This is a genomic window from Microvirga sp. TS319, assembly GCF_041276405.1.
Taxonomy (GTDB): Bacteria; Pseudomonadota; Alphaproteobacteria; order Rhizobiales; family Beijerinckiaceae; genus Microvirga.
Window position 1 is genome coordinate 791,124 of the sequence record NZ_JBGGGT010000001.1, and the last position, 11,913, is coordinate 803,036.

Annotated in this window: 10 protein-coding genes; 4 read left to right on the forward strand and 6 right to left on the reverse strand. The window is 58.5% G+C overall.

Annotation, left to right across the window (positions count from 1 at the left end; translation table 11 throughout):
* Positions 1–546: 546 nt before the first annotated feature.
* Positions 547–2,871, reverse strand: coding sequence for a calcium-binding protein (locus AB8841_RS03575; protein WP_370434486.1), 2,325 nt, complete (start codon positions 2,869–2,871; stop codon positions 547–549).
* A 498-nt stretch (positions 2,872–3,369) separates the two neighbouring features.
* Here AB8841_RS03575 and AB8841_RS03580 point away from each other — a divergent pair, with 498 nt between their 5' ends.
* Together AB8841_RS03580 and AB8841_RS03585 are read left to right on the forward strand one after the other, a co-directional pair.
* Positions 3,370–4,377, forward strand: a complete 1,008-nt coding sequence (locus tag AB8841_RS03580; protein WP_370434487.1) for an AraC family transcriptional regulator — start codon at positions 3,370–3,372, stop codon at positions 4,375–4,377.
* Positions 4,378–4,803: 426 nt separating this feature from the next.
* The gene (locus tag AB8841_RS03585) at positions 4,804–5,148 is read left to right on the forward strand and encodes a hypothetical protein (RefSeq protein WP_370434488.1); all 345 of its coding nucleotides are present in this window, start codon (positions 4,804–4,806) and stop codon (positions 5,146–5,148) included.
* A gap of 612 nt (positions 5,149–5,760) precedes the next feature.
* Here AB8841_RS03585 and AB8841_RS03590 read toward each other — a convergent pair.
* Positions 5,761–6,012, reverse strand: a complete 252-nt coding sequence (locus tag AB8841_RS03590) for a hypothetical protein (protein WP_370434489.1) — start codon at positions 6,010–6,012, stop codon at positions 5,761–5,763.
* 696 nt (positions 6,013–6,708) lie between these two features.
* Between AB8841_RS03590 and AB8841_RS03595 the strand changes: the two genes are divergently transcribed.
* The gene (locus AB8841_RS03595) at positions 6,709–7,572 is read left to right on the forward strand and encodes an IS110 family transposase (protein ID WP_370434490.1); all 864 of its coding nucleotides are present in this window, start codon (positions 6,709–6,711) and stop codon (positions 7,570–7,572) included.
* A gap of 899 nt (positions 7,573–8,471) precedes the next feature.
* Here the strand turns inward: AB8841_RS03595 and AB8841_RS03600 are convergent.
* Positions 8,472–8,930, reverse strand: a complete 459-nt coding sequence (locus tag AB8841_RS03600; protein ID WP_370434491.1) for a DDE-type integrase/transposase/recombinase — start codon at positions 8,928–8,930, stop codon at positions 8,472–8,474.
* Positions 8,870–9,079 (reverse strand): hypothetical protein, encoded by a 210-nt coding sequence (locus tag AB8841_RS03605; protein WP_370435593.1) that lies wholly within the window; start codon positions 9,077–9,079, stop codon positions 8,870–8,872. Before AB8841_RS03605 ends, AB8841_RS03600 begins: the two co-directional genes overlap by 61 nt.
* A gap of 181 nt (positions 9,080–9,260) precedes the next feature.
* Between AB8841_RS03605 and AB8841_RS03610 the strand changes: the two genes are divergently transcribed.
* Entirely contained in the window at positions 9,261–10,010 is a 750-nt protein-coding gene (locus AB8841_RS03610) for an SDR family NAD(P)-dependent oxidoreductase (RefSeq protein ID WP_370434492.1), read from the forward strand.
* On the opposite strand, the gene AB8841_RS03615 is transcribed toward AB8841_RS03610, so the two are convergent.
* On the reverse strand, positions 9,960–10,928 hold the full coding sequence (locus AB8841_RS03615) for a DMT family transporter (RefSeq protein ID WP_370434493.1): 969 nt from the start codon (positions 10,926–10,928) through the stop codon (positions 9,960–9,962). The two genes, AB8841_RS03610 and AB8841_RS03615, sit on opposite strands and share 51 nt — an antisense overlap.
* 134 nt (positions 10,929–11,062) lie before the next feature.
* The gene (locus tag AB8841_RS03620) at positions 11,063–11,782 is read right to left on the reverse strand and encodes an NAD(P)H-dependent oxidoreductase (RefSeq protein ID WP_370434494.1); all 720 of its coding nucleotides are present in this window, start codon (positions 11,780–11,782) and stop codon (positions 11,063–11,065) included.
* Positions 11,783–11,913 lie beyond the last annotated feature (131 nt).

The following is an 11,913-nucleotide window of genomic DNA, read 5'->3' on the forward strand; positions in this document are numbered from 1 at the left end:
GATGGTCGCGGATCCCTTTCCAGACAGACGCGGATCCGCCATATCAGTGGTCGGGTGGAGCTAGCGACCCACTGTACCTTGGGAAACCAAGAGAAAAACTGCTGCCGGGGGCTCTGATCCGCGGTGTTCTAGACTCCACTGCGGATCATCCCTTGATGAAGCCCATTCGGGCACGATACCGAGAGAATCTTCCAGCATTCGACAATCGTCGCTAAGGCTGGCTCCATGATTATCTGGAGTGAATACGTCAGGATTCTCGATGGATGGCAGCGTGGAGGACGAAGACGCCGCGTTCAGTCACCATCTCTTGCAACTGTCGAAGGGTCGAGATCGTAAGCCAAATATCAGGAAACGCAGGACGGTATCACGGATTGATCAAAATGCTCGCCGTCAAACACGCCAACCTCTGCCTCTGAACTGACCTCACAGTGGCGGGAACTCCGAGCCAAACCGTTCGCGGCGGAGCCCAATGAGACCTACTGATCGTAAGTTTCTTCGGCTCTCCCCAATCAGGATCGGGGAGAGCGCGGCTTGAATCACGAGATCTCAGATGACGAAGAAATCGTGGTAGCTGAGTGTCGTCTTGTTGCTGATGATAGCAATCTTCACCTGGGCTGCTGAGCCGGTGCCGTCCGGATCGTAGTAGAGTGAACCCGTCTTCTTGTCGTAGATGATCCGGTCCTCCTTGTCCTGAGCCTTGGTGCCGACCACGAACATGTCCGAATTGAACATCTTTGGGCTTGAGGCAGAACCCGATCCCAGCTTGGTGAAGTACTTGTTATCGAGCCAGATCGCGTCATCGGACGACTTGAAGTCAAGGATCTTGTCCACGTTCGTGCTCGCGCTCGGCTTGCTGTCGAACACGAAAGTGTCCTTGCCCGCTCCGCCTTTCAGCACGTCGTTGCCCAACCCTCCGTAGAGTTTGTTGGCACCGGCATTGCCGGTGATCGTGTTGGCATATTTGTTGCCGGTGAGCGAGATCGAAGACTTGCCCGTGGCGATGATCTTCTCAATCTCGTAACTCGATCCGCTGATGAAGCTCACGCTGGTGTAGACGGTGTCTGTCCCACCTTTGGCGGTCTCCACCACCTTGTCGCCGGTATTGTCGACGTAAAAGGTGTCATTTCCCGCACCTCCGTACATCGTGTCTGCACCGGCCCCACCGTTGATCACGTCGTTCCCGCCTTCACCTTTCAGCGTGTTCCGGCCGGAATTGCCTGTGATCTTGTTGGCTACATTGCTGCCGGTCAGGCTGAGATTTGCCGTGCCTGCCGCTGCCGTGATGTTTTCCACATGCACATACGACATCAGCGAAAAATTCACGCTGGCAACGATGGTATCGGTTCCGTTTCCAGCGGTCTCGACAACTTTGTCGCCGCTCTCGGTAACGTAGTAGGTATCGTTGCCGCCTCCGCCATCCATGGTGTCGGCACCGGCGCCGCCGAAAAGCGCGTCGTCGCCGCTCAGGCCCCAGAGATAGTTGTCGCCAGCGTCGCCAATGAGCGTATCGTTGTGGGCCGAGCCCATGGCATTCTCGATGCTGTCGTAGACGTCGCCGGCCGCATGCCCTCCGGAACCCTGTTTGGTCGCGAGGTTCACGGTAACGGCGGTATTCGATTTCTCGTAGGACACCGTGTCGGTACCGATACCGCCATTCATCTGGTCGGTACCTTTCCCGCCGATGAGTTTGTCGTTGCCCGCAGCGCCGTTCAGGACGTTGCCGTTGTATTCAGTCCCGGCATAGACGTCGCGGCCAGCAGTGCCATTCACAGTGACGGCTGCCGTGCGCGGATCGACAATTGTCATCTTGACGTCGCTTTGACCCACGGTCGAGTCGACCCAGCTTACGGCAAGCCGACCATCGGCCATCTCCATGATCCGCGGCTCGCCCTGCCCACCTTTGCCGCTCAGGTTGAGGGTCTGAACATCGCCGTTCGGGCTGGCGACCTTCAAGACGGTCCAATCATACCACCCATTGCCTGACGTGTTGGGACCGGCGCCGGCATAGGCAACGGCAATCCGGCCGCCGCTCAGCGCCGTGACGCTCATGAAGTCGTCCTCGTTCCAGGCGCCGTCCGTGAGCATGACCGGCTGGGTGCCCGGAATGACATTTCCGTCCTGGTCGTAGAAGCTGGCGAAAAGGAACTTGCTGTTGACGATATGCCGGACGACGGCGAACTGGCCATTGAGATCCCCGCCTGCATTCTTCAGTCCTACCACCTCGGATACCGTGCCAGGCCCAGCCAACTTTGACGCTCCTACGATTGTTGGCTGAGCTTGGGACGTGTCGATGATCTGGTACATGACATTGTCGCCCTTCACATAAGAGACGACATACTTGCTCTGTCCGATCCGGGTGGTCTCCGGAGCTCTGACGTTAGACCCGTTATCAACGCTGTCGATCGTGGCAACCTTTGCGCCATTCGCATCCAATACGGCAAAGACGACATTCGTCCCTTGCATGTAAGTGGCGACGTATCCGTTGTCGTGCGATGTCATCGACGCGTTTGAGGCGCTGCTGGTCGAGAATGCTGATCCGACGGTGTGAACGGCCCCGCCAGTCAAGTTGCCATTGGAATCGGGCGTGAATACCCGCGTCTTGAGATCGTAATTGGGATGTGTGGCCGTGGCATTCCACGTGACGGCGAACCCCCCGTCGTTACCGACCGCCTGGATGTCAAGGTAGTTCTGCGCCGATACCGCGCCAGCCTGGTCAACATAATAGACGGTGCCGGTGGTATCCCCCGAGCCGTCGAAGACCTTGAGCTTGAGGGCACTGCCTTCACGCCATCCGATGACATAGCCCCCGTTCGGCAGCGTGGCCAGGGCAGGGCGGTATACGGAGTTTCCGCTATCCTCACCCAGCCGCACCGGTGTCTCGGTCTTCCAAATCGATAGTGTCACTCTTCTTCCTCCAAATATTCGATACGTTGCTTCGAAGCAAAGTCACGACTAGAGGCTCGGCGATCCGAGGCCTGTCTGTGACGTAAGGTGAAGTTGTAGTATTCCCTAAGGGAAGGCGGTGTGCTTTACCGCACACGGCCAAGCTTATATCCCTGGTCGCTCGCGGAAGTGCCTGCGCCCAAAAGTTGAGTTGGTCCGATGATCGGCATTTCGAGTTATCTCGGGGATGACTATAGAGATGCTAGACTCAACCTTGGCAGGTGGCGTCTAACAGCTTTGACTGTTATTACCTGTCGTTAGGGCAGTCTTGGTGTAGAACGAACTCGATACTGGACGGTGGCGAACTCACGCCTCCGGCAGGTCCAGAGGCAGTTCTGACTGCGACGGTCGGTGCGCTTCGTCACATAGGAAGACAGTCCGGGTAGGTTAAGTATATCTACGTGCACCATTGGGGATTGCAACAGAATGACGATCAGGGTCGAAACCGGCAATCTCCCAACCCCGGCGGAGCAGTTTTCCTATTGGCGAGAAGTCGTTTGCGAGACTTGGTTTGGGCTGTGGGCCGAAAGGCGGGATGTCAGTCCGTTTGATGCTATGGTCACAATGCACGATGTGGGTGGCGTGCAGATGGCATTCGCACAACTCCCGGAGCATCAATTGGGCCGCAGTTCTCTGGAGATCGCTCGCGCGCCGCAAGCTGCCTATTGTCTGCACCAGATTTGCGAAGGCCGGGTGCGTGGCTGCTATCACGGCACCGAGTACGAAGCAGGGCCCGGCGATCTGCTGCTGTTCGACACGACAGAAACATGCGACGGCTTTACGATCGAATCTCGTCTCAAAACGACCATCCTTCACCTCCCGCACGCATTCCTCGTCTCGCATTTGGACGCAGCCGTTCGGCTTCCCGTCCGGCTTGGTGGGAGCGAGGGGGGCGGCGCCCTTCTTGCTGGCTATATGAAGTCATTGTCACATGCGGCTCCTACTCTGCCACCGGGAACAGCCGATAAGGCCAGCAGCGTCTTATGCGATCTCATCGCAGTCGCATTCAAATGCTCCTCTGTCGCGGTAGAGAGCGGCCAAAGCAGTATCCGGCAAGCACGATTGGAGACCGCTCGGGCGTTCATGAGAACCAATCTGGCCGATCCAGTGCTGGGGATCGGCAAGGTTGCTCGACATCTCGGTGTATCGGAACGCTACGTCCAAAAGCTTTTCGAGGGGACAGGACGCACATTCAGCGAGACACTTCTTGATGCCCGTCTGGAGGCCTGCGCACGGGCCCTCCACAGCCGCGAGGAGAATCGCCAACCCATTTCTGATCTCGCCTTCAAGTACGGCTTCAATGATCTATCATGGTTCTACAGGCGCTATCGTGCCCGATGGGGTGAGACACCGGGCGATACGCGTGCCCGCGCTAGGAAGGGCGGGTTCGTGGCCCACCCAAGCCTCCGTGGCGAAACGAACCATAAAGAGTGAGCGGCGACGGAATGGCAAACTTGGCGTCGGGACATCCCAACGCAGGCCCAGCGGTCTGAATCCGCCGCCGATCAGCGACTACAGGATCGGACGCGAGATCGAACCCACTCCGGTGTTGGAAGCCCATGCTTTTGAGCATCTTTCCCCGCGAAACCGGCGTCCACTTTTGCGTTCGATGCTCTAGCATCGTTGCTCCCAATCAGAAATCATGGGCCACGCGATATGGCTGCGTTTCCAATTCCCATTGAGCTTGGACCGGTCGAACGGTGTTCTTGGACGGGGCCGACATTAACACCGGGACGATCCGTCTGTGCGGCCGTGGAATCGTCTTATCGGCGTCGGTGCAGCAATCTATTATTTCCGCGTCAACGAGGTCACATATAACAATGTACAAGCAACCGATCGAATGACCTGGGATGCGCTAAGATGACCGACCTTCATCAGCAGATTGCCGATATCGAGGCTGAGATCGACATCCTGTCTGACGCGGCGCAGCAGTGTCGGAAGAGCATGGTCGTGGCGAAGGCGGCTATCGGATTAGGCATCTTTCTGTTCGTGGCGGCTTCCCTGAGCCTAATCCGGTCGGATGCTATCATTCTCGTGCTCGGAATCGCAGCCACGCTGGCCGGAATAGTTTTCTACGGATCGAGCCGAAGCAGCCTTGAGGAAATCGCCGTGAAAGTGCGAGCCCATGAAGACCGTCGAGCCGCAATGATCGACAGGATGGATCTTCGGACGGTCTCTGACGAAATCCGGCCTCATGCCGACTAACCATGGCCTTGCAAACCGTTAGACGCCCACCCCATTTAAAAGGGTAGGAGATCCGCCATGCTGAAGCGTCTGTCCGCCCTTGCACTCCCGACAATCATGACATGGGACATTATCGGCTCCGCCAGCCTGGGTACCGCTGGCCCAGCGCTTGCGAGCAAGATCATCGGAAACGGTTAAGCTCCAACTGGTGTCGAGTTGGCGGCTTCGTAGGGCAGGGGGCTTGCTGTGCACCCGGGCAAACGCCGGTCAGCGGTGCTCTGATCGTTCTACCAAGACGAGTTACAGAGAGATGGGCTGGAAGAGACTAGTGGGAACCTGGAGAGGCCGCCTTACCGTCCCGGGATAAAGTCCATGACCTGAATACGATGAATCGAAGGACAGCGGGGATATGCGCTGTGTCTTTGGAGAAGTGTTGAAAGGCGCTTCCGCCAGATTCATCAGGGGCGCAAGCTGCCGGTCTCCACTGAGGTCGCCGGGGTCACGCGCATCCAGGTCAGGAGAAGGCAAGACAGATCGCAGTATGCAGTTTGCCGGAATGAATTCCTCCCTCTCCTAAGTCTGCTCGTTGCGCGCATCAGGAGCCCATGGGATCGAATGAATTCCGAGACCCGATTAGGCCCGTGCTCGTGCCGCCAATGTTCTACGCCACTGCAGGGCAGCATTGTTGCGCCAGGCAATGAAGGCCCGGAAAACATAAACTGCCATAGTCAATCCCGCAGCGGCTCGCCACCATCTCATTTCCCAGTACGGGTCAAGCTCCAGCCAGCCCATGAGATCGAGAAACGGCTCTTCAAGGAAAATGAGAAGGAGGTATGACGTGAAAAACACGGCAATCGCAGTCAGTCCTGCTGCAACGTATTTCATTTCGCCCTCATCTCTCTACGCCATGACAACATGTCTTACGTTGAGACGGCTGGGCTATGATCGCCTCTGCATGGTTAATGAACCCTTGCGGGGAGTCCTATTTACTTCATGAAAGGGTAGCCTCGATCACCGACCAGATTCCCGGTGCTCCATGCTGCCAACGAACGACACGATCACTGCCCAGGTAGGTGACCTCTGTCGGAATTGTAAGGCAGGCCATTGTCATGGTCTTTGCGAGTTTTTCACGGCCCAATCTGAGTTTTCCCACCCTGCCTGGTCCGGCAGGGCCGACCCGTGCCGCTGCATACAGGCCTGACGTTGGTCGGTCCGGACGCGGGCTCGTCAGGCAAGGCACTCCCAGCGCCTTACCTGAACATGGGCACTGTGGGGCGGGTTCGTGCAGAAATCGCCTTCCACGACTGAGCCGGCATCGGCCGAGGCCGACAACAGCCTGCTAGAGCAAATTGCATTCTGACGGGATCAGAATGCTTGCTCTTTCTCTTTGGCGAAGCATCGTTTTTCGCGAAGAACCGGTTCCCCCTTTTGGGATTGCATCCGATGCTCCCACGATAGGACGGCCCATCTACACGCCTCGCTCTCATACGCGGGTTAACGTGATGTCGTGGATGGCGCCCTCCACCAGCGTCAGAGGTGCCAAACGAGGCATGTTGAAGAACCGGAAAGGAGTCCCTCATCATGCCAGAGATTGCCACCATCGGCCTTGATATCGCAAAGAACGTTTTCCAGCTGCACGGCGTCGACCGGAGCGGAAAGATCGTCCTGCGCAAGGCACTGCGGCGCGGCCAAGTGCCGGGTTTCTTCAGCACTCTGCCGCCGTGCCTGATCGGGATGGAGGCCTGCGCGACCGCTCACCACTGGGCCCGCACGCTCCTGGCTTTCGGGCATGAGGTCCGCCTGATCCCGCCCGCATATGTGAAGCCGTATCTGCGCCGGCAGAAGAATGATGCCGCGGATGCGGCTGCGATTGGTGAGGCCGTCACGCGGCCATCCATGCGCTTCGTTCCGGTCAAGAGCCCGCGGCAGCAGAGCACCCTCATGCTGCACGGGGCCCGCGACCTTCGGATCGGGCAGCGGACGGCCCTGCTCAAGGCCCTGCGCGGTCACTTTGCAGAGTTGGGCATCGTGGGGGCGCAAGGGGCTCGCAACACGCGCCAACGGATTGCTCCTATCCATGATGACGCCAGTCCCGATCTCCCCGTCACAGCTCGGGTCGCACCCCAGCCTTTGGCCACGATGCTGCTCGGGATGGAGGCACAGATTGCCAAGCTCGACAAAGCCATTCTGGCCGCCCAGCGCAGCGATCCCCTCGGCGTGAGACTGGCTGCCATTCCCGGGATTGGGCCGATTGTCGCTTCCTGTCTCGCGGCCAGCGTCCCGGACGCCAGCCCGTTCCAGGGCAGTCGGGAGTTGGCCGCCTATCTCGGCCTCGTTCCGCGGTCTTGCGTCAGTCAAGCGCGAGAATGTGAGAGGGACCAGCTCCAGCGTAAAACATCAGGGCCTGCGGTCAGGAAGCACCGCGTTCAAAGGACGGAGACATGACCGCACCCGCCCCGCCAGGCACAAGCATCATCAACAATCACGGTGCCAAACGGGCGCCATCCAGACATGACATCCCTCGACCGAGAGCCCGTCGCCCAAGGCGATCAATGGCTATCCCTTCCGGCTATCGAAACAATCCGCATCCGTATCAATGGTCCAGCACAAAACTTCTTTTCGATTAATAGCTCGTATTGGGCAATAAAACGGCCCGCCATCTTCCCAGCTAATATTCGACCAAAGAGCGACGCCAACGTAAAGGCGCATCGTGTTAGATTACTTTGAGCAAAGGAGAGATCATAGCCTTGCGGGCCTATATGGAGAGCGCATCTATATGCCAGCAGTGTCTGAGAGCTACTGACATGTCCAGCCGAGATGATGGTCTTGAATCTCCCAAGAGCTGGGCGCGGCTATTTCCTCGTTGGACCCGTGTGGCATGGTTCGATATAGCCCCGCATGCCAGCGCGGACATGAACAAGGGACATCCTCAAGCGGATGACAAACTTCGACCTATATTTTTGCTTTTGGCAGTGATTGGTATTTGCTTCGTCTACCTTTTTGCTAACAGGTAGAGCTGTATCAAGGAAATTCAGCGCCGTTGCAGCAACTTGATAGGGCAGTGTGAACGCGGTCCACTGGAGCATCGGAGGTGAAAAGTGGAATCCACGTTTGGGATCGGATCCGATGCTTGCTCCCAGCGCATCGAACGCGGGAAGTGGGAACCGATTTTGGGTGAAAAGATGCTCAAAAACAGAGACTTGAGGAGCGCATCGCTTGAGCGGACCCGGAGAGCCACGTCCGTGAAAACCAGGTCCTCTGTTCTCGAGCGCGGCCTGCCGGGTCCGCACGATGCGCGAGCAGGCTGTTGAAAAAGTCCGTAGCGAATCCGGCTCTCATATGATTCACTCGGCGCAGCCAGCCGGAGGAGTCGAATTCCGATCCGCTCGCTGGCAGGGAGTGAGGACCGTACGTCCTCTCGCCAAGCCATGGTGGTCCCCAATCCAGTTCCTGCCGGGCACCACGTGGACAACGCCGGCTTCAGACCAACAAACGAAGGAGTAGACTCCCGCCGATGCGGACAACCGCTTGGCAAATACATCCGCCAAATATGTCAAGGTGTGGTGTTCGGCATCCTTCGACAGCAGGCCCTCTGTCTGCAGGCGCTGGACTGCCTTCGGGTACGAAGCCAGTTTGTCCATTGAGAACGTGGATGGCTGAGGATGCCCGACTGTCTTCAAGGCTTTGCGCGGGAAACGATAAGCCGCCCGGGTATTCCGGCGGTCTGCAAACATGAGGTCGATCAGTTGCCCATGTTTGTCGGCTGCGTGGAGGAGATGTATCCAGCAACCGCCGAGGCGCACATAGGCCTCATGCCCGCGCCACGAACCGGACTGATGCCCTGATACTGGCGCACCCTCTTCTCGATCTCATGGGCATAACGCCGAACCCAGCGCACGCACAGCAGGCTGACCTCAATGAAAAAGCGGCGGCGCTTGAAGAGAGACAACAAGACGGCTCCTCAGGTCGCAAAACCGCTAAGGTTGATGCAACAAAGCCGTCTCCGATGTCTGTCGGCGCTTGAGCGGTGAGATTCATCTTTCGGTCTTATGCTTGCTGCGCTTAGAATGCTGCTCAATCGAATTTGAGCCGATGAAAGGTCGAGTTCATCGTTTTCGATAGGAACTTCGTTCATGAGTGCATCGTCGTCTCTAAGCTCGAAAGTCGCGCTGGTGGTCGGTGGATCACGCGGAATCGGCGCTGCCGCTGCGCGGAAACTTGCCTCCATGGGGGCTCAGGTTGCCGTGACCTACAAAACTCGTCGGGACGCGGCGGATGAGGTCGTGTCAGATATCACGGAAGCTGGAGGAAAAGCTGCCGCGTTCGAGGCTGACATCGTACAGGCCCCTGCGATCGACAGCCTCTTGCAGGCCGTCTCCGCTCGGTTCGGCGGCATCGATATTCTGGTCAACAGCGCGGGCATCGCACCTTACCGGCCGCTTGGCTCGATGGATGCGGCTTTTGTCCGGGAGATCATGGATGCCAATGTGGTCGGGACGGTTCTGCTGACGCAGGCGGCCGTTCCCCTCATGACGTCGCCGGGTGGCCGCATCGTGCACTTCTCGTCACGTCTGGCTACGAGCCCAATCCCGACCAGTTCGGTCTACGCTGCATCAAAAGCGGCGGTATCGGCCTTGGTCCATGCCTTCAGCAAGGAGCTCGGACCAAAAGGAATCACAATTAACGCAGTGGCGCCCGGCGTCATCGAAACCGACATGACCGCTGCGATCATTCAGGAGCGGGGCAGAGCGATCCGTTCCACAACCCCTCTCGGACGAATTGGACAACCGGACGATATCGCCGGCATCGTCGCCTTCCTGGCCTCTCCGGATTCAGACTGGATCACCGGTCGCACGATCCTGGCTGATGGGGGCCTCAGCTGAGGCTCCCGCGCGACTGTGCTCGGCAAGGCCAATGCCTCCGAGCACGAGAGCGAGCGCAACGACATGGTAAGCCGCGAAGGGCTCATCCAGAATGAGAGTTGAGAGGACCGCGCCGAAAATCGGCACGAGGTTGTAGAACGTGCCTGCGCGTGCTGGGCCGATCAGCTCGATGCCGCGGATATAGAAGATCTGACACAGGAGCGAGGGCAGCAGCACAACATAAAGCAGGATCAGCCACCCCCAGGCCGTGGGCCATTTGAGTTGTCCCATCATGCTCTCGACCACCAGCAGAGGCACCGAGGTCAGGCAGGCCGCGGTGGACAGGGCGACGAAAAAGACAAGGGCAGAGGTTCGCGGACGCCTTCTCAAGGCGAGCGTATATCCAGCGTAGAAGATGCTGGCGATCAGAAGCCACGTGTCGCCTCGGTTGAAGGTAAGCTGGGATAATACGTGCCAGTCTCCGTGCGACGCCGTGATGACGACCCCGGCAATCGTTGCCAGCACGCCGAGACCCTGGAGCATGCGAAGGCTCGCACCGAGAAAGAGAGTGCCGATCAGAACCATAATCGGCGTCGAGCCCTGGATGATCGCGATGTTCACCGCGCTGGTGTAGTAAGCGGCGGTGAAGAAAAGCGCGTTGAACCCCGTGAAGCCGATAAATCCGATGATGAGAATGTAACGCCAGGCCGGAACGAGCTGGCGCCACTCGGCGGCGATGGCCGGACGGGCAAAAACACCTAGGATCGTAGCGGAAAGCAGCCAGCGCAGGAAGGTGACGGCCATGGGGGAGACCTCCCCGATGGCGAGCTTGCCGGCAACCACGTTCCCGCCCCAGAAGAGGGTTGTCACAACGAGCAGGAGATAGGGCTGTCCGTAGAGCCAGCGGCCTGCGGCCTGCATTTTGGAGTGGACAACCATGATCGGGAGGTTCCATCAGAGAGACCAGACATTTCACATCCCCACTCCGGCGGGCGAAGCGGGCACCTGGAGCGGTTGTAACGCTCAGACCTGCCATTGCAATGAGCAGGCCAGGGTGTTGCCGGTCTCCGGTTCTATCTCTGCGTCCCCCAAGCTCCGGACCCGACAGCAGCCAAAGCAGCCGAAAAATCGGGCTTTTCACGATTTGCCGGCATGGCCATGGCCTTGAGGACCGTGGCCTCCCAGTTGTCAAGATAGGCCTGACGCTCGGCGTCGCCGACACGCGGAGCCGCATAGGCGACGAACGGCGGCAGAACCTCGAAGCCCATATATTGCAGCAGCAATCTTTCGACCGGGTAGAGAACGGTTTCGATCTCGCCATACACGCCCTCTTTCGTGAAGCGCTGGGGTGTACCGCCAGTCGTCACAGAGAACAGGGCCCGGCGGCCTGTAAAGAGGCCGGTACCGAAACGCCGGCCATCCACATAGGCGAAACCATAGGCGAGAACCCGGTCAATCCATCCTTTCAGGATTGCGGGTGTACTGCCCCACCAGAGGGGAAATTGCAGGATCAGCACATCGGCGTCGCTCACGCGCTCCTGTTCGCGTTTGATGTCCGGGGCAAATGTGCCGCAGCGCGCCGCATGCTCCTGCTCGGACTGATAATGGAAGCGCTCCGGGTCGGCGACGGACGTGAAATCATGCCGGCCGGCCACGGGATTGAAGCATTCCGCATGAAGATCCGACACTTTGACCGTGTGGCCCGACCGAATGAGCGCCTCGACGGCCCTATCCTTCAAGGCTCCCGTGAAGGAGGTGGGCTCGGGATGGGCGTAGACGATCAGGGCATGCATGACATCGGGCTTTCTGCGCCGGCAGGCTGCGGGGAGGAAGGTAATCTGAGGGCCCTACAGCGTCGGACGTGAAATCGAACTCACGTCCGGTGCTTTAAGTTTATGTTTTCGAGAATCTTTTTACGCAAAAC